Origin of the sequence: Pantoea sp. NPDC088449, from assembly GCF_044753225.1 — a bacterium.
GTDB classification, from domain to species: Bacteria; Pseudomonadota; Gammaproteobacteria; order Enterobacterales; family Enterobacteriaceae; genus Pantoea; species Pantoea floridensis.
In genome coordinates this window covers 1-17,172 of record NZ_JBIVMT010000003.1, presented here as the reverse complement: position 1 = coordinate 17,172, position 17,172 = coordinate 1, and the positions used below count along the sequence as shown (strand labels likewise).

The 17,172-nt window shown below is 53.9% G+C and carries 16 protein-coding genes and 1 rRNA gene; 9 read left to right on the top strand and 8 right to left on the bottom strand.

What is annotated here, in order from left to right:
• Positions 1 to 12: 12 nt before the first annotated feature.
• The 6 genes from dnaE to ACIP6T_RS14615 all read left to right on the top strand — a co-directional run bounded on the left by dnaE (position 13) and on the right by ACIP6T_RS14615 (position 9,139).
• Entirely contained in the window at positions 13 to 3,495 is a 3,483-nt protein-coding gene (dnaE, locus tag ACIP6T_RS14640) for a DNA polymerase III subunit alpha (RefSeq protein WP_400457966.1), read from the top strand.
• Between the two features lie 12 nt (positions 3,496 to 3,507).
• Positions 3,508 to 4,467, top strand: coding sequence for an acetyl-CoA carboxylase carboxyl transferase subunit alpha (gene accA / locus ACIP6T_RS14635; RefSeq protein ID WP_097094864.1), 960 nt, complete (start codon positions 3,508 to 3,510; stop codon positions 4,465 to 4,467).
• A 377-nt stretch (positions 4,468 to 4,844) separates the two neighbouring features.
• Positions 4,845 to 6,995, top strand: a complete 2,151-nt coding sequence (locus ACIP6T_RS14630) for a lysine decarboxylase LdcC (protein ID WP_400457965.1) — start codon at positions 4,845 to 4,847, stop codon at positions 6,993 to 6,995.
• A gap of 75 nt (positions 6,996 to 7,070) precedes the next feature.
• On the top strand, positions 7,071 to 7,460 hold the full coding sequence (locus ACIP6T_RS14625) for a VOC family protein (RefSeq protein ID WP_097094862.1): 390 nt from the start codon (positions 7,071 to 7,073) through the stop codon (positions 7,458 to 7,460).
• A 54-nt stretch (positions 7,461 to 7,514) separates the two neighbouring features.
• The gene (gene tilS, locus ACIP6T_RS14620) at positions 7,515 to 8,816 is read left to right on the top strand and encodes a tRNA lysidine(34) synthetase TilS (protein ID WP_400457964.1); all 1,302 of its coding nucleotides are present in this window, start codon (positions 7,515 to 7,517) and stop codon (positions 8,814 to 8,816) included.
• Positions 8,817 to 8,830: 14 nt separating this feature from the next.
• Entirely contained in the window at positions 8,831 to 9,139 is a 309-nt protein-coding gene (locus ACIP6T_RS14615; RefSeq protein WP_345829926.1) for a cytochrome c, read from the top strand.
• Between the two features lie 39 nt (positions 9,140 to 9,178).
• Here ACIP6T_RS14615 and rof read toward each other — a convergent pair whose 3' ends face one another.
• Together rof and ACIP6T_RS14605 are read right to left on the bottom strand one after the other, a co-directional pair.
• Positions 9,179 to 9,439: a Rho-binding antiterminator gene (gene rof / locus ACIP6T_RS14610; protein WP_097094859.1), complete on the bottom strand. Its 261-nt coding sequence runs from the start codon at positions 9,437 to 9,439 to the stop codon at positions 9,179 to 9,181.
• The gene (locus ACIP6T_RS14605) at positions 9,426 to 9,626 is read right to left on the bottom strand and encodes a YaeP family protein (RefSeq protein WP_036622231.1); all 201 of its coding nucleotides are present in this window, start codon (positions 9,624 to 9,626) and stop codon (positions 9,426 to 9,428) included. Before ACIP6T_RS14605 ends, rof begins: the two co-directional genes overlap by 14 nt.
• 215 nt (positions 9,627 to 9,841) lie before the next feature.
• Here ACIP6T_RS14605 and arfB point away from each other — a divergent pair, with 215 nt between their 5' ends.
• Positions 9,842 to 10,252, top strand: a complete 411-nt coding sequence (gene arfB, locus ACIP6T_RS14600) for an alternative ribosome rescue aminoacyl-tRNA hydrolase ArfB (RefSeq protein WP_007893949.1) — start codon at positions 9,842 to 9,844, stop codon at positions 10,250 to 10,252.
• Between the two features lie 30 nt (positions 10,253 to 10,282).
• Here arfB and proS read toward each other — a convergent pair whose 3' ends face one another.
• From proS to metN, 6 genes are all read right to left on the bottom strand, one after another.
• Positions 10,283 to 12,001 carry a proline--tRNA ligase gene (proS, locus tag ACIP6T_RS14595; RefSeq protein ID WP_097094858.1) on the bottom strand — a complete coding sequence of 573 codons (1,719 nt, stop codon included), beginning with the start codon at positions 11,999 to 12,001 and terminating at the stop codon, positions 10,283 to 10,285.
• Positions 12,002 to 12,090: 89 nt separating this feature from the next.
• A complete protein-coding gene (gene tsaA, locus ACIP6T_RS14590; RefSeq protein WP_400457962.1) occupies positions 12,091 to 12,798 on the bottom strand; it encodes a tRNA (N6-threonylcarbamoyladenosine(37)-N6)-methyltransferase TrmO in 708 nt (235 codons plus the stop codon).
• Complete coding sequence (rcsF, locus tag ACIP6T_RS14585; protein ID WP_097094856.1) at positions 12,795 to 13,196, bottom strand: Rcs stress response system protein RcsF; 402 nt, start codon at positions 13,194 to 13,196, stop codon at positions 12,795 to 12,797. The genes tsaA and rcsF overlap by 4 nt, the downstream gene beginning before the upstream one ends.
• Positions 13,197 to 13,324: 128 nt before the next feature.
• Positions 13,325 to 14,140, bottom strand: a complete 816-nt coding sequence (locus tag ACIP6T_RS14580; protein WP_097094855.1) for a MetQ/NlpA family lipoprotein — start codon at positions 14,138 to 14,140, stop codon at positions 13,325 to 13,327.
• Between the two features lie 37 nt (positions 14,141 to 14,177).
• Complete coding sequence (locus tag ACIP6T_RS14575) at positions 14,178 to 14,831, bottom strand: methionine ABC transporter permease MetI (protein ID WP_007893963.1); 654 nt, start codon at positions 14,829 to 14,831, stop codon at positions 14,178 to 14,180.
• A complete protein-coding gene (gene metN, locus ACIP6T_RS14570; protein ID WP_097094854.1) occupies positions 14,824 to 15,855 on the bottom strand; it encodes a methionine ABC transporter ATP-binding protein MetN in 1,032 nt (343 codons plus the stop codon). Before metN ends, ACIP6T_RS14575 begins: the two co-directional genes overlap by 8 nt.
• A gap of 188 nt (positions 15,856 to 16,043) precedes the next feature.
• On the opposite strand from metN, the gene gmhB reads away from it, so the two are divergent.
• Both gmhB and ACIP6T_RS14560 read left to right on the top strand, forming a co-directional pair.
• Complete coding sequence (gmhB, locus tag ACIP6T_RS14565; RefSeq protein WP_097094853.1) at positions 16,044 to 16,604, top strand: D-glycero-beta-D-manno-heptose 1,7-bisphosphate 7-phosphatase; 561 nt, start codon at positions 16,044 to 16,046, stop codon at positions 16,602 to 16,604.
• A 408-nt stretch (positions 16,605 to 17,012) separates the two neighbouring features.
• Positions 17,013 to 17,172: ribosomal RNA gene (locus tag ACIP6T_RS14560) — 16S ribosomal RNA — on the top strand; the annotation flags it as partial.

Here is a 17,172-nt window from a genome sequence, read left to right as displayed (position 1 = left end):
CCGGAAACTGATATGGCTGAACCTCGTTTTATACATCTGCGCGTCCATAGCGATTACTCCATGGTTGATGGTCTGGCGAAAACCGGACCTTTGGTCAAGAAGGCGGCTGCGCTGGGTATGCCGGCAATCGCGATTACCGATTACATCAACCTCTGTGGGCTGGTGCGTTTTTACGGCAGCGCGCACGGCGCGGGGATCAAGCCGATTGTCGGTGCTGACTTCCACGTCGCCAGTGAATTAATGGGCGACGAGCTGACGCAGCTAACCGTGCTGGCAGCGAATAATACCGGTTATCAAAATCTCACCCTGCTGATTTCGCGCGCTTATCAGCGCGGTTATGGTATTGCAGGGCCGATTATTGATCGTGACTGGCTGATTGAGTTAGGCGAAGGTTTGATCCTCCTGTCCGGCGGACGCCGTGGTGATGTCGGTCGTAGCTTGCTGCGCGGCAACAGTGCCATGGTGGCGCAGTGCCTGAGCTTCTATCAGGAACACTTCCCCAATCGCTATTACCTTGAGCTGATACGCACCGGCCGCGCCGATGAAGAAGCCTATCTGCACGCTGCCGTGGAGCTGGCGATTGCCGAAGGCGTGCCGGTCGTTGCCACCAATGAAGTCTGTTTCCTGAATGAAGACGATTTTGATGCGCATGAAATCCGCGTAGCGATTCATGACGGCTATACGTTGGACGATCCGAAACGTCCGCGTCATTACAGTCCTCAGCAATATATGCGCAGTGAAGAGGAGATGTGCGAGCTGTTTTCGGACATCCCGGAAGCGCTGGAAAATAGCGTAGAGATTGCTAAGCGCTGTAACGTGACGGTGCGCCTCGGTGAATATTTCCTGCCGCAGTTCCCCACCGGAGAGATGAGCACCGAAGATTTCCTTGTGGCGAAATCGCGTGAAGGGTTGGAAGAGCGACTGGAATTTCTCTTCCCCGATGCCGCAGTACGCGCCGAGAAACGCGTGGAATATGACGAACGTCTGGAAATTGAACTTACCGTTATCAACCAGATGGGGTTCCCCGGTTACTTCTTGATCGTGATGGAGTTTATCCAGTGGTCGAAGGACAACGGCATTCCCGTTGGCCCAGGCCGCGGCTCGGGTGCGGGTTCGTTAGTGGCGTATGCGCTGAAGATTACCGATATCGATCCGCTGGAGTTCGACCTGCTGTTCGAACGCTTCCTTAACCCGGAACGTGTGTCGATGCCCGACTTCGACGTCGACTTCTGCATGGAGAAGCGCGATCAGGTTATCGATCACGTTGCCGAGATGTACGGGCGTGAAGCGGTATCGCAGATCATCACCTTTGGTACCATGGCGGCGAAAGCGGTAATCCGCGATGTTGGACGCGTGCTGGGTCATCCGTATGGTTTCGTCGATCGTATCTCCAAGTTGATCCCGCCGGATCCGGGCATGACGCTGGAAAAAGCCTTCCTGGCTGAACCGCAGCTGCCGGAGATCTATGAGGCAGACGAAGAGGTTAAAGCGCTGATTGACATGGCGCGCAAACTGGAAGGTGTCACGCGTAACGCCGGTAAACATGCCGGTGGTGTGGTGATTTCGCCGACTAAGATTACCGATTTTGCGCCGCTATACTGCGATGAGAACGGACAGTTCCCGGTTACCCAGTTTGATAAGAATGACGTGGAGTACGCCGGGCTGGTGAAGTTTGACTTCCTCGGCCTGCGTACGCTCACCATCATCGACTGGGCGCTGAAGATGATTAACCCGCGCCGTGAAAAGCAGGGGCTGCCGCCAATTGATATCGCCGCCATCCCGCTGGATGACAAGAAAAGCTTCGACATGCTGCAACGCTCGGAAACCACTGCGGTGTTCCAGCTTGAATCGCGCGGCATGAAAGATCTGATCAAACGTCTGAAGCCTGACTGCTTCGAAGACATGATCGCACTGGTGGCGCTGTTCCGTCCGGGTCCGCTGCAATCCGGCATGGTCGATAACTTCATCGACCGTAAGCACGGCCGCGAAGAGATCTCTTATCCAGATATTCAGTGGCAGCACGAAACCCTGAAGCCGGTGCTGGAGCCGACCTACGGCATCATTCTGTACCAGGAACAGGTGATGCAGATCGCGCAGGTGTTGTCCGGCTATACGCTGGGTGGCGCAGATATGTTGCGTCGTGCGATGGGTAAAAAGAAACCGGAAGAGATGGCGAAGCAGCGTTCGGTGTTCCAGGACGGGGCGGAGAAGATGGGCGTCGACGGCGAACTGTCGATGAAAATCTTCGATCTGGTAGAGAAGTTTGCAGGTTATGGCTTCAACAAGTCACACTCCGCGGCTTACGCATTGGTGTCCTACCAAACGCTGTGGCTGAAAGCGCACTATCCGGCAGAGTTTATGGCGGCGGTAATGACCGCCGATATGGATAACACCGAGAAAGTGGTCGGTTTGGTGGATGAGTGCTGGCGCATGGGCCTTAAAGTGCTGCCACCTGACATCAACTCAGGCCTCTATCCGTTCCACGTTAATGATGAAGGTGAGATCGTTTACGGCATCGGCGCGATCAAAGGCGTGGGCGAAGGCCCGATTGAAGCGATCATTGATGCGCGTAACGAAGGCGGCTACTTCAAAGAGCTGTTCGATCTCTGTGCGCGTACTGACACCAAGAAGATCAACCGTCGCGTGATGGAAAAACTGATCATGTCGGGGGCGTTTGATCGTCTGGGGCCGCATCGTGCGGCGTTGATGAGTGCACTTGGCGATGCGTTAAAAGCCGCCGATCAGCACGCCAAAGCCGAAGCCATCGGCCAGGCCGATATGTTTGGTGTGCTGGCAGAAGAGCCGGAGCAGGTGGAGAAATCCTACGCCAGCATTACGCCCTGGCCAGAGCAGGTTCAGTTGGATGGCGAACGTGAGACGCTCGGTTTGTATCTTACCGGCCATCCGATTAATCAGTATTTGAAAGAAATTGAGCGTTACGTCGGCGGCATGCGGCTGAAAGACATGCATCCGACAGATCGTGGTAAAGTAACCGTCGCAGCGGGGCTGGTGATTGCCGCCCGGGTGATGGTGACTAAGCGCGGCAACCGAATTGGTATTTGTACGATTGACGATCGTTCTGGTCGTCTTGAAGTGATGTTATTTACCGATGCGTTAGATAAATACCAGCAGTTGCTGGAGAAGGACCGTATCCTGATCGTCAGCGGACAGGTCAGCTTTGATGACTTTAGCGGTGGCCTTAAAATGACCGCCAGAGAAGTTATGGACATCGACGAAGCGCGGGAAAAATACGCGCGCGGACTTGCTATCTCGCTGACGGACAGGCAAATTGATGACCAGCTTTTAAACCGTCTCCGCCAGTCTCTGGAGCCTCATCGCTCCGGGACCATTCCGGTGCATCTCTACTATCAGAGAGCCGATGCGCGGGCGAAGCTGCGCTTTGGTGCAGCGTGGCGAATTTCGCCCAGCGATCGTTTACTCAACGATTTGCGGTCGTTAGTAGGATCGGAGCAGGTGGAACTGGAGTTTGACTAAAACAGGAACATTATGAGTCTTAATTACCTGGATTTTGAACAGCCAATCGCAGAGCTTGAAGCGAAAATCGACTCGTTAACATCGATTGGTCGTTCGGATGAAAAACACGATATTAATTTGGATGAAGAAGTGCAGCGTCTGCGCGAAAAAAGCGTCGAGCTGACCCGTAAAATCTTCTCTGATTTAGGCGCCTGGCAAGTGGCGCAGCTTGCGCGTCATCCGCTGCGTCCTTATACACTGGACTATATCCGCAACGCGTTTGATGATTTCGACGAACTGGCTGGCGATCGTGCTTACGCCGATGATAAAGCGATTGTCGGCGGTATTGCGCGCTTAGACGGTCGTCCAGTAATGGTCATTGGTCACCAGAAAGGTCGCGAAACTAAAGAGAAAATCCGCCGTAATTTCGGTATGCCAGCACCAGAAGGTTACCGTAAAGCGCTGCGTCTGATGGAAATGGCTGAACGCTTCAAGATGCCGCTGATCACCTTCATCGACACGCCGGGTGCGTATCCGGGCGTGGGCGCAGAAGAGCGCGGCCAGTCTGAAGCGATTGCCCGTAACCTGCGCGAAATGTCTGGCCTGAAAATTCCGGTGATTTGCACCGTCATTGGTGAAGGCGGTTCCGGTGGGGCATTGGCCATCGGCGTGGGTGACAAGGTGAACATGCTGCAGTACAGCACTTATTCGGTGATTTCACCGGAAGGCTGTGCGTCAATTCTGTGGAAAAGCGCCGATAAAGCGCCGTTAGCTGCAGAAGCGATGGGCATCACCGCTGAACGCTTAAAAGAGCTCAAACTGATCGATTCCATCATTCCAGAACCGCTGGGTGGGGCGCATCGTCATCCGCTGGACATCGCTGCCAGCCTCAAGCAGCAGCTGTTGGCGGATCTGGCCGATCTTGATGTGCTGAGCACCGAAGAGTTGCTCAACCGTCGTTATCAGCGCCTGATGAATTACGGCTACGCTTGATACATTAGGCTTAGCAAGAAGCGGACCTCGGTCCGCTTTTTTTATGCCTGTAGGTTAGCCATTTATGGCTACCTGGTTCGACAATTTTGCTGTGACTTCGGAGCCAGGTCCAGTAAAGCTCAGCCCGATCGCAAAGAATACCTGCATCCATGCAGATCGGCCTCGCCGTACCTGGCTCGGACGCTTCGCTCTTCGGGCTGGTCTTTCCTGTACCCTCTAGCTTTATCATGGCTTTAGCATCGGATCTGCACACATTGTAGCGGCGCGATTTATCGCGCTTTATTTGCATCGAAACTCAACAGCAGAGCATTCCAGGTCCATCCTTGTCCGCTTTTCGCTATCCTTATTCAGTGCCACAACACCACAGGAGGTGAGCAGTGAATATTATTGCGATCATGGGACCGCACGGCGCTTTCTACAAAGATGAGCCTATTCGCGAACTGGATGCCGCACTGAAACAGCAGGGCTTCCAAACCGTTTATCCCAATAATGCCAGCGACCTGGTGAAACTGATCGAACACAATCCGCGCATCTGCGGCGTGATTTTCGACTGGGACGAATACAGTCTGGCGCTATGTAGCGACATCAATCAGCTCAACGAATATCTGCCGCTGTACGCCTTCATCAACACCCATTCACAAATGGATGTCAGCATCAACGAGATGCGTATGGCGCTGCACTTCTTTGAGTACGCCTTAAGCGCAGCCGACGACATCGCATTGCATATCCGTCAGTACACCGATGAGTACATCGATAACATTACGCCGCCGCTGACGAAAGCCCTCTTCACCTACGTCAAAGAGGGCAAATACACTTTCTGCACGCCTGGTCATATGGGCGGTAGTGCCTTCCAGAAAAGTCCGGTCGGCAGCCTGTTCTATGATTTCTTTGGCTCGAACACCTTAAAAGCCGATGTTTCGATTTCGGTAACAGAATTGGGTTCGTTACTCGACCACACCGGTCCGCATCTGGAAGCGGAAGAGTATGTCGCGCGCACCTTTGGTGCTGAGCAAAGCTACATGGTGACCAACGGCACCTCGACCTCAAACAAAATCGTCGGCATGTACGCGGCTCCCGCCGGCAGCACGGTATTGATTGACCGTAACTGCCATAAATCGCTGACCCATTTACTGATGATGAGCGATATTATCCCGATCTGGCTCAAGCCGACGCGTAACGCGCTAGGCATTCTTGGTGGTATCCCGCAGCGTGAATTTACGCGCGACAGCATTCAGCAAAAGGTCAACGCCACGCCGCGCGCCAGTTGGCCTGTGCATGCGGTGATCACCAACTCAACTTACGATGGCCTGCTGTATAACACGCAGTTCATCAAGCAAACGTTGGATGTGCCGTCGATTCATTTCGATTCAGCATGGGTGCCGTACACCAATTTCCATCCGATCTATGCGGGAAAAAGCGGTATGAGCGGCGATCGTATTCCCGGCAAAGTGATCTATGAAACGCAATCGACGCACAAACTGTTGGCGGCGTTCTCGCAAGCTTCGCTGATTCACATCAAAGGCGATTACGACGAGCACACTTTCAACGAAGCCTACATGATGCACACCACCACATCGCCGAGCTACGCGATCGTGTCATCGATTGAAACGGCGGCCGCGATGCTGCGCGGCAATCCGGGCAAGCGGCTGATCAATCGGTCTGTTGAGCGCGCGCTGCATTTTCGCCGTGAGATTCAGCGCTTACGCGAAGAATCCGATGGCTGGTTCTTTGATATCTGGCAGCCCGAGCGGGTCGATCAAGCTGAATGCTGGCCGATCCAGCCGGGCGAAGAAGACTGGCACGGCTTCACCAACGCCGACCGCGATCACATGTATCTCGATCCGATCAAAGTCACCATCCTGACGCCGGGCATGAGTGAGCTCGGAAAGATGGCGGAAGAGGGCATTCCCGCCGCGCTGGTGGCGAAATTCCTCGACCAGCGCGGCATCGTGGTGGAGAAAACCGGACCCTACAATTTGCTGTTCCTGTTCAGCATCGGTATCGATAAAACCAAGGCGATGAGCGTGCTGCGTGGTCTTACCGAATTTAAGCGCGCCTACGATCTCAATCTGCGGGTAAAAAACATGCTGCCGGATCTCTACGCTGAAGATCCCGATTTCTATCGCAATATGCGTATTCAAACGCTGGCGCAGGGGATTCATCAGCTGATTCTGCAACACGATCTGCCGCGTCTGATGCTGAAGGCATTTGACGTGCTGCCTGAGATGAAAATGACACCGCATCAGGCCTTTCAGCGTCAGGTAAAAGGCCAGGTTGAAACCGTTGATATTGGTGAGCTGGTGGGACGTATCTCGGCCAACATGATTTTGCCATACCCACCAGGCGTGCCGGTCGTGATGCCGGGCGAGATGATCACTGAAGAGAGCCGTTCAGTGCTCGATTTTCTGCTGATGCTCTGTACCATCGGGCGCCATTATCCCGGCTTCGAAACCGATATCCATGGCGCGACGCTGACCGAAGATGGCCGCTATCTGGTGCGCGTGTTGCGTGAAGAAGACGATCGCTAACTTAGGATAATCCCCTCTTTCCATTGCCGCTTTTGCCACGTAGGGTAAGCGGCTGATGTGACAACCGGAGCCGCTATGCTACAGATTAAACAGATCCACCACATTGCCATTATTGCCACCGATTACCAGCGCAGTAAGGCGTTTTACTGTGACGTGCTGGGCTTTGAACTTTTGGGTGAATATTATCGCGCCGAGCGCGACTCCTGGAAAGGCGACCTCGGCCTGAATGGGGTGTACACCATTGAGCTTTTCTCATTCCCATCACCACCTCCGCGCGTCAGCGGGCCGGAAGCCTGCGGCCTGCGCCATTTAGCATTTTGCGTGGATGATGTTGAGCAGTCGATTGCCGCGCTGGCGGAAAAAGGCGTGATGTGCGAACCGATTCGTATCGATGCGCTAACTGGCAAAGCCTGCACCTTTTTCCCCGATCCGGACGGTTTGCCGCTGGAGCTGTATCAGGCGTAAACTAGCGTCCGCCGCGAGCCGCAATTCGGTGGCTCGCTTGGACGGAACGCACTCATGTCTTTATCTCATCTTGCTTCGCTGCTGACACCCGACGCCCGCTGTGTGCTGGCGTTCAGTGGCGGACTCGATTCAACCGTGCTGCTGCATCAGTTGGTCTGCTGGCAAGGTCAGCAGCCGCAGCTGCGCGTGCGTGCGTTACATGTTCATCATGGCTTAAGCCCCAATGCTGATAGCTGGGCGCAACATTGCCAGCAGATTTGCCAGCAGTGGCAGATTCCTTGTGAGATTCTGCGTGTACAGGTTGATGGCCGCCACAATGGCATTGAAGCGGCAGCACGCGAGGCGCGCTACCAGGCGCTGTTTCAGCAGCTACAACCCGGTGAGCACTTACTTACTGCACAGCACCTCGACGATCAGGCTGAAACGCTGCTACTGGCGTTAAAACGCGGCAGTGGACCGGCCGGTTTGGCGGCGATGCCGTCGCAGCGCAGCGTTGGCGATCGCGTGCACCTGCGCCCGTTGCTCGATATCCCTCGGCAGCAGCTGGAAGCCTACGCCGCGGAACATCATCTGCGTTGGATTGAAGATGAAAGTAACGCTGATAGCCGCTATGATCGCAACTTCCTGCGCCAGCAGGTTTTGCCGCTGTTACAGGCGCGTTGGCCACATTTCAGTGCCGCCAGCGCACGCAGTGCCGCACTCTGTGGCGAGCAGGAGCAGCTGTTGGATGAGCTGCTGGCGGAACAGTTGGTGCAGCTTACCGATGGGCGCGGTGCCCTGCATTTTCCGCCGTTGGTCACCATGAGTGAAGCGCGGCGCCATGCGCTGTTACGCCGCTGGATTGCCCAGCAGGGCGGCGCAATGCCCTCGCGCGAAGCGCTCAAACGTATCACCGATGAAGTCATTAACAGTCGGGATGATGCGAAACCTTGTCTGCGTTTTGGCGCATTTGAGCTGCGCCGCTATCGCCAGCAGCTCTATTGGCTCAGGCCGCAGCCATCGCTAAGTCAGCACTCGCTAACCTGGCTGGACCGCACGCAGCCGCTGGTTTTACCGGCAGATTTAGGCGCGCTACAGGCGAACGGAGACGTTGCCGCGTTACGACAGCCTGATGCGGATGAAGAGATCACTATTCGCTTCAAGGCACAAGGCTATTATCACCTGCTGGGTCGCGCGGGTGGCCGCGAGATCAAAAAGCTGTGGCAAGAGTTGGGCGTTGCGCCCTGGCAACGCGAACGTATCCCCTTGATTTACTACAACCAGACGCTCATTTGCGCGCCGGGACTGTTTATCACGCGCGAAGGCGCAGCCAGTAATAAGCAAGGCTGGCAGGCGATCTGGTTACCACAACAATAAAATGGAGAGCAATGATGAAGTATTTGATTGCTGCGCTTTTATGCGCTGCAACGCTGCCGGCGTTTGCCGAGGGCGATGTCAATGCTGGTGCGCAAAAAGCGGCAAGCTGTATGGCATGTCACGGCGCGGAGGGCAAAAGTGCAGTGCCGCTTTATCCGAACCTGGCGGGGCAACATGCGCCTTATCTGCTGCACTCGCTGCAGGCCTACAAAAAAGGCGAACGCAGCGGCGGCCAGGCGGAAGTAATGAAAGCCTTTGTAGCGGGATTGAGCGATCAGGATATGGAAGATTTGTCGGCGTATTACAGTTCGTTAAAGCCTTAAGCGAGGTGGGCGGGATAGGATTCCCGCCCTGAGAGAGGTTTACTCTTCGCTAACGACGACGGTGCCCAGCTCCGGATGGGTGAAGCTGGCGATGTGGTCGAGCCGCACTTCGCGGGTCTCGCCGGAGAGATCGACGGCAAGGTACTCGACGTTTTTACGTGAGACCATGTCCACGGCTTTCGCCTTGATCTGATCGCCGTTTTTTAACTCCAGCGACAGCGTCCAGTTTTTTTGGCAGGCGAGTTCGAGGTTGTCGTAGTCATCGCAGTTGATGGGTTTGTAGGCTTCATTCGTCAACATAGTCGCTCACCAATAAGTTTGCAGCGGCATACGCTGCTTGTTCCCTGAGAGAAGAGTTTAGCGCAGAATCAGCGGCAATATCATTGAGAGCCTTTAACGCACAACCTATCGCGTCTGGCACATACCCAAGGTCGCCGCTACCAATTTCGGCATACTTCTGGCGAACTAACTCACAATACTTTTGCACATACACCTCCTCAGCAGAGCTTGATACTCTGGATGATAGGCGACTATATCACAGGGAATTCATGGAAATCAGCCCGGTCGTCACGGGAATGATGCAAACAGCAGGACAAAAGTGACACATTGCGCTGGTCTTACGCGCTCTGCATGCGCACAAAAGGTTAAGTTGATGAACAGGTTATTACGCGTCATAGCGTCGAAACAAACGGTAGGTGACAGATGATTGTGCTGTCTCGTTCGGTTTCACTGGCCGATAATGAAGTGGAACTCAGTGCCATCCGGGCACAAGGTGCCGGCGGGCAGCATGTGAATAAAACCTCAACGGCTATTCACTTGCGGTTTGATATTAATGCGTCGTCGCTGCCGCCATTTTACAAAGAGCGGCTGCTGGCGGCGAGTCACCATTTGATCACGGCGGAAGGTGTGGTGATCATCAAAGCGCAGGAGCACCGCAGTCAGGAAATGAATCGCGAAGCGGCCGTGCAGCGGCTGATCAACCTGATTCAGGAGTTAACCACGGTAGAAAAAGTCCGGCGCGCCACGAAACCAACGCACGGCTCTAAAGTGAGGCGACTGGAAGGCAAAACGCGGCGCAGTAACGTAAAGGCGATGCGCGGAAAAGTGCAATAAAAAACGCCTCCGTTTGGAGGCGTTTCAGTGTTACTTGTTGAGCGCTTGCACCAGGAAGTCGACGATGTCGTGCTGCTTAATCATCTGCTTCTCGCTGGCGGTACGCGCCTTGTACTCAATTTCCTGGTTATCGAGATTACGATCGCCAATCACGATAGTGTGCGGTACGCCGATCAGCTCCATATCCGCAAACATCACGCCTGGACGCTCTTTACGGTCATCCAGAATCACGTCGATGCCTTTCGCACGCAGCGTGTTGTACAGCTCTTCTGCCAGCTGTTGCACGCGGAAAGATTTGTGCATGTTCATCGGCAAAATGGCGACTTCGAACGGTGCCAGCGCTGCAGGCCAGATGATGCCGCGCTCATCGTTGTTCTGCTCAATTGCCGCTGCCACCACGCGCGTGATACCGATGCCGTAGCAACCCATGGTCATCACCTGGTTACGGCCATCTTCGCCCTGTACCGCCGCTTTCATCGCTTCCGAGTACTTGGTTCCCAGCTGGAAGATGTGGCCCACCTCAATACCGCGTTTAATCTGCAGCGTGCCTTTACCGTCCGGGCTTGGGTCACCTTCAACCACGTTACGGATATCTTCCACGCGGGGTTCTGGCAGATCGCGACCCCAGTTGATGCCGCTCAAATGCTTGCCATCGATGTTCGCACCGGCGCAGAAGTCGCTGGTTTTCGCCACGGTACGATCGGCAATCACTGGCATGGTCAAACCAACCGGACCGAGTGAACCTGGGCCTGCGCCTAATAATGCGCGGATCTCTTCTTCGCTGGCCATTTCCAGCGGTGCTGCCACGATATCCAGCTTTTCAGCTTTGATTTCGTTTAGCTGATGATCGCCGCGCAGCAGCAGGGCAACCAGCGTGTGGCCGCTCTCTTCGGTCGCTTTTACGAACAGCGTTTTAACGGTTTTTTCAATCGGCAGCTGATGTTGCTCAACCAGCTCGGCGATAGTCTTGGCATTTGGCGTATCGAACTGCGTCATCGCCTGTGTTGCCTGCGGACGCTCGCCAGCCGGCGCTAAGGCTTCAGCCTTCTCAATGTTGGCCGCGTAATCAGACTCACTCGAGAAGATCACATCGTCTTCACCGCTCAGCGCCAGGACCTGGAACTCGTGCGATGCGCTACCGCCGATCGAACCGGTATCCGCCTGTACCGCGCGGAAATCCAGACCCATACGGCTAAAGCTCTGGCTATAGGCGCGGTACATCGCGTCGTAAGTTTCCTGCAGCGATTCCTGCGTAGTGTGGAACGAGTAAGCATCTTTCATGATGAACTCACGTGAACGCATCACACCAAAACGCGGGCGCACTTCATCACGGAATTTGGTCTGGATCTGATACAGGTTAAGCGGTAACTGCTTATAAGAGCTCAGCTCGTTGCGGATCAGATCGGTTACGACTTCTTCATGGGTTGGACCCAATACGAAAGGACGCTCATGGCGATCTTTAATGCGCAGCAGTTCCGGGCCGTACTGCTCCCAGCGGCCACTCTCTTCCCACAAATCGGCAGGCTGAACCACCGGCATGGAGATCTCAATCGCACCGGCGTTATTCATCTCTTCACGCACGATATTTTCAACTTTTCGCAATACGCGAATACCGGTTGGCAGCCAGGTATAGAGACCGGAAGCCAGTTTGCGGATCATGCCGGCGCGCAGCATCAGCTGGTGGCTGATCACTTCTGCATCGGAAGGTGTCTCCTTCAGAGTGGAGAGCAGATATTGAGTAGTACGCATTGATTACGATTCCAGTTATACGGAAGGAAACTGACAAAATTTTTCTGGCGGCTAGTGTACCAGTGAGATCAATCACTCAAAAGCGCGTTTTAGCGTGGATCGAGGGCGATCACCTCGGTTCCTGCCTCATCAATGCGCCAGCGCACGTTAAAGTCGAGTAGCCATGCGGCATATTCACGATCCTGCGTTTCACCTTTACGGTAGGCGGGACGTGGATCCTGCGCCAGTACGTCGGTGATAAAACGTGCCAGCTGCGGGTATGTTTTCAGGTGCTGCTCAAGCTGGCTCTGCGCCAGCGGCGAAAAGCGTACCGGCATAGTGGCATCCGGAGCGGCCTGGGCAAAACCGGCGCGCGCATCAGGTAGCGCTTCGGCAAAGGGCAGGTAGGGTTTGATGTCCACCACCGGCGTGCCATCGACTAAGTCGAGGCTGCCAAGCTGTAAAATGACCTGCTGCTTCTCACAGCGAATGCCTTTTAGCTCAACCAGCGACATGCCAATAGGATTGGGGCGGAAGGTCGAGCGGGTGGCGAACACGCCCATGCGCGCATTGCCGCCGAGACGCGGTGGGCGCACCGTCGGACGCCAGCCACCTTCCATGGTTTGATGAAAGATAAACAGAATCCACAGATGGCTGAAATCTTCCAGCCCGCGTAACGCTTCCGGCTGATTGTAAGGCGGTAAGAGATGCAACTCGCCGCCGCCATCCTGCACCAGACCGGGCTGGCGCGGGACGGCAAACTTCTCTTTCCACGGTGAACGAATCACGCCGATTTGCGCGCAGGCAAACTCACTCATTGATTCGAGACTTTCAGTGCGGAACCCTGGCAAATGGCCTGGCGATAACAGCCGGGCGTACTCGAGACAATTTCACATTTATGCAGCAGCACGGCGTTAGCTTTCATGCCAGCCGCTTTGATCTGCAGACGCTTACGTGCGGTGTTAATGTTCGGGGGGGAATCCTGGTTGCTGCTTTGGCAATCTTCGCCAGAAACTTCACCTAAATCGCGGAACGGGTTGCTAACCAGGTCGGTCGCATCGGTGTAGATCTTCACCGGTGCGGGACGTGCCGCAGGCTTGCGTTCTGGTTGGTTGGATGCCTGTTGCGGTCGAGATGGAGCACTGCTTATCGGGTGGTATTCACGCACACACCCAGTTAGCATCAATGCCAACAAGCAGAGCGGTAAAAAACGCATGGCAACATCCTCAAGTAATAAAAAGTGGCGTTATTGAAACAAGGACGACAATAAATAACAAGTCAGGTGCAATTTATGGCAAAAGAAAGGGCGGCCGAAGCCGCCCTGCAAGGCATGAAAGGTGAAAATTACCAGCCTTTCACGGCACCACCGTTGAAGATCTTGTTGGCCGCTTCAGACACTTCGTCTGACTGGTAGGCCTGAACAAACTTCTTCACATTCTCAGCGTCTTTGTTGTCTTCACGGCTCACAATCAGGTTCACATACGGTGAATCTTTGTCTTCCACGAAGATGCCATCTTTGGCTGGCGTCAGGCCAATCTGGCTGGCGTAAGTGGTGTTGATCACCGCCAGGGCAATCTGCTGATCGTCCAGTGAACGTGGCAACTGCGGCGCTTCCAGCTCAACAATCTTCAGGTTTTTCGGGTTTTCTGTGATATCCAGAGAGGTTGGCAGCAGACCAACGCCATCTTTCAATTTAATCAGGCCTACTTTCTGCAGCAGCAGCAGGGAGCGGCCAAGGTTAGTCGGATCGTTCGGGATAGCGACCTGAGAACCATTCTGCAACTCATCCAGCGATTTGATTTTCTTGGAATAACCTGCAATTGGGTAAACGAAGGTGTTGGCAACAACGGCCAGCTTGTAGCCACGGTCTTTGATCTGTTGATCCAGATACGGCTTATGCTGGAAGGCGTTCACGTCGATATCACCCTTGCTCAGCGCTTCATTCGGCAGCACGTAATCGTTAAAGGTCACCAGCTCAACATCGAGGCCATATTTCTCTTTAGCGACTTTCACTGCAGTTTCAGCAACCTGCTGCTCAGCACCGACGATTACACCCACTTTGATATGGTTTGGATCTTTTGCTTTCTGATCGCATCCTGCCAGCGCAATCACGCCAATCAGAGCACCCACAGCGGCAATCTTTTTAAATGTAAAAGACATATCCCTTCCTTAATAGAGGACTATTGATGTTGCTTGCTTACTTATGGGACACAGCACGCACGATGCGGTCGCCACAGAATTGGATTAAATACACCAGAACGACCAGTAGGATCAGTACGGTGTTCATGACGGTGGCGTTATAGCCGATGTAACCATATTGATAGCCAATCTGGCCCAGACCGCCAGCACCCACTGCGCCACCCATTGCAGAGTAGCCGACCAGCGTAATCAGCGTAATTGTAGCGGCATTCACCAGACCCGGCAGGGCTTCTGGCAGCAGGACTTTACGCACAATCTGCAGCGGCGTTGCGCCCATGGCGCGCGAGGCTTCAATCAAACCGGTTGGCAGCTCCAGCAGTGCGTTCTCGACCATACGTGCAATAAATGGCGCGGCCCCCACGGTCAGCGGCACGATGGCGGCTTGCAAACCAATGGACGTGCCGACGATGGCGCGCGTGAAGGGAATCATCCACACCAATAAGATAATGAACGGGATCGAACGGAAGATATTCACCAGCGCTGACAACACGCGATAAAGCGCATTGTTAGCCAGAATCTGACCCGGACGCGTCACATACAGCAGCACGCCAACCGGAAGACCGAGCACAAAACCAAAGAAACCGGAGACAAAGGTCATCATCAGCGTTTCCCAGACGCCGCGCGTCAGTAACCACATCATCGCTTCAGACATAACCCAACACCTCTACTTTCACATGATTTTCTTTCAGCCAGGCAATTGCGGCTTGTGTATCTGTTTCACTGCCATCCATTTCGGCCAACATGATGCCGAACTTCACGCCACCGGCGTAATCCATCTGCGCACTGATAATGTTGTTATTAACGTTAAAGCGGCGTGCCGCTTCGGAGAGCAGCGGGGCATCAACCGATTTACCGGTGAATTCCAGACGCAGCAACGGCACACTCTCGGCTGTTGCCTGTGGCACCATGCGTTGCTGGTAGTCGTCGGGAATATCAAGATGCAAAGTAGATTGAATAAATTGCTGCGCCAGCGGTGTTTTTGGATGTGAGAACACTTCGCTAACGCTGTCTTTCTCGATCAGCTCACCATTGCTGATTACCGCAACCTGATCGCAGATACGCTTCACCACATCCATTTCGTGAGTGATCAATAGAATGGTAATACCGAGACGGCGATTAATGTCTTTCAGCAGCTCCAGAATGGAACGTGTCGTAGCGGGATCCAATGCGCTGGTGGCTTCATCGCACAGTAAAACCTTGGGATTACTTGCCAGCGCTCGGGCAATAGCCACACGCTGTTTTTGTCCGCCAGAGAGATTTGCCGGCCAGCTATCGTGCTTGTCGGATAAGCCCACCAGTTCGAGCAGCTCGGTGACGCGCTTTTTAATTTGCTCGCGCGAAAGATTACCTAGCTCCAGTGGCAGTGCCACATTGCCGGAAACGGTACGTGAGTTCATCAGATTAAAGTGCTGGAAGATCATGCCAATCTGACGGCGCGCCAGTGTCAACTGACCTGATGAAAGTGTGGTTAGCTCCTGATCATCAACCAGAACACGACCAGAGGTTGGACGCTCCAGCAGATTGACGCAGCGAATAAGGGTACTTTTACCGGCACCGGATGAACCGATGACGCCGTAAATCTGCCCAGCAGGCACGTGCAGGCTGACATTTGACAGCGCCTGAATAGTGCGTGAGCCCTGCTGGAACACTTTGGTTATATTCTCAAGTTTAATCATTAGGTTATTTATTATCGTGTTGCATGGTCCGTGGTGTGTCAGGATTCACTCAGCCGGGCTGAACGAAATTTGGATGGATGTTAAGGCATCCAGACGGCTAAATCAATCGTAGTCATTCAATCTGCCATTCTCTCGCTGCACGCAATCATGCGATACTTAGCAGCTCTATTTGCAGCAGGAGTTTCTACGTGGCGAACAAAGTCCCGGCTATTTTCCTTGATCGTGATGGCACCTTGAATGTCGATCACGGCTATGTCCATGAAATCGATAATTTTGAATTTATTGATGGCACCATCGAAGCGCTGCAGGCGCTGAAGAAGATGGGCTATGCGCTGGTGTTGGTGACGAATCAGTCGGGCATTGCGCGTGGCATGTTTACTGAAGATCAGTTTATGCAGCTTACCGAATGGATGGATTGGTCGCTGGCCGATCGTGATGTTGATTTGGATGGCATCTATTTCTGCCCGCATTTACCTGATGCTCCGGTAGAAGCCTATCGCCAAAACTGTGATTGCCGTAAACCGCAGCCGGGTATGTTGCTCTCCGCACAGCAGCATCTGGATATCGATATGGCTGCTTCTTATATGGTAGGCGACAAAATAGAAGATATGCAGGCGGCGCAAGCGGCAGGCGTGGGTACTAAAGTGCTGGTGCGTAGCGGTAAGCCGGTAACGGCAGAAGGCGAAGCTGCAGCAGATTGGGTTATTAATAGCCTGGCAGAGCTGCCTGCGCGCATCAAAAAGGCCTAAAAGCGGGCTCTTTGTGCAAATTTCAAGCGAACGGCAAAAAAGTTGAAATTTGCACTTGTCAGCTCCGAATAACTCCCTATAATGCGCCACCACTGAGACGGCAAAGCGGCAACGCAGGCGGCTCAGCAGGGAGTGAAGAAATTCATCCCGCCGGATGAAAGCGCTGAAAAAAGTGTTTGACTCTGAAGGAGGAAAGCGTAATATACGCCACCTCGCGACAGGCGGTTAACCCGCTGCTCGCAACGCTCTTTAACAATTTATCAGACAATCTGTGTGGGCACTCGCAGGATTGATATCAGCGTCTCCGGACGCAAAAAAATATCAAGTCTCACGAGTGAACACATAATGAAATTCATTATGACGTTTTACAGATGAGCATCGCTGCACTTGTTGCAGCAAATCAAACTTAAATTGAAGAGTTTGATCATGGCTCAGATTGAACGCTGGCGGCAGGCCTAACACATGCAAGTCGAACGGTAGCACAGAGAGCTTGCTCTCGGGTGACGAGTGGCGGACGGGTGAGTAATGTCTGGGAAACTGCCCGATGGAGGGGGATAACTACTGGAAA

Coding starts and splice junctions, on each gene's coding strand:
- dnaE (WP_400457966.1), top strand. CDS start 13: ATGGCTGAACCTCGTTTTATACATCTGCGCGTCCATAGCGATTACTCC.
- accA (WP_097094864.1), top strand. CDS start 3,508: ATGAGTCTTAATTACCTGGATTTTGAACAGCCAATCGCAGAGCTTGAA.
- ACIP6T_RS14625 (WP_097094862.1), top strand. CDS start 7,071: ATGCTACAGATTAAACAGATCCACCACATTGCCATTATTGCCACCGAT.
- tilS (WP_400457964.1), top strand. CDS start 7,515: ATGTCTTTATCTCATCTTGCTTCGCTGCTGACACCCGACGCCCGCTGT.
- ACIP6T_RS14615 (WP_345829926.1), top strand. CDS start 8,831: ATGAAGTATTTGATTGCTGCGCTTTTATGCGCTGCAACGCTGCCGGCG.
- rof (WP_097094859.1), bottom strand. CDS start 9,439: ATGTTGACGAATGAAGCCTACAAACCCATCAACTGCGATGACTACGAC.
- arfB (WP_007893949.1), top strand. CDS start 9,842: ATGATTGTGCTGTCTCGTTCGGTTTCACTGGCCGATAATGAAGTGGAA.
- proS (WP_097094858.1), bottom strand. CDS start 12,001: ATGCGTACTACTCAATATCTGCTCTCCACTCTGAAGGAGACACCTTCC.
- tsaA (WP_400457962.1), bottom strand. CDS start 12,798: ATGAGTGAGTTTGCCTGCGCGCAAATCGGCGTGATTCGTTCACCGTGG.
- rcsF (WP_097094856.1), bottom strand. CDS start 13,196: ATGCGTTTTTTACCGCTCTGCTTGTTGGCATTGATGCTAACTGGGTGT.
- ACIP6T_RS14580 (WP_097094855.1), bottom strand. CDS start 14,140: ATGTCTTTTACATTTAAAAAGATTGCCGCTGTGGGTGCTCTGATTGGC.
- ACIP6T_RS14575 (WP_007893963.1), bottom strand. CDS start 14,831: ATGTCTGAAGCGATGATGTGGTTACTGACGCGCGGCGTCTGGGAAACG.
- metN (WP_097094854.1), bottom strand. CDS start 15,855: ATGATTAAACTTGAGAATATAACCAAAGTGTTCCAGCAGGGCTCACGC.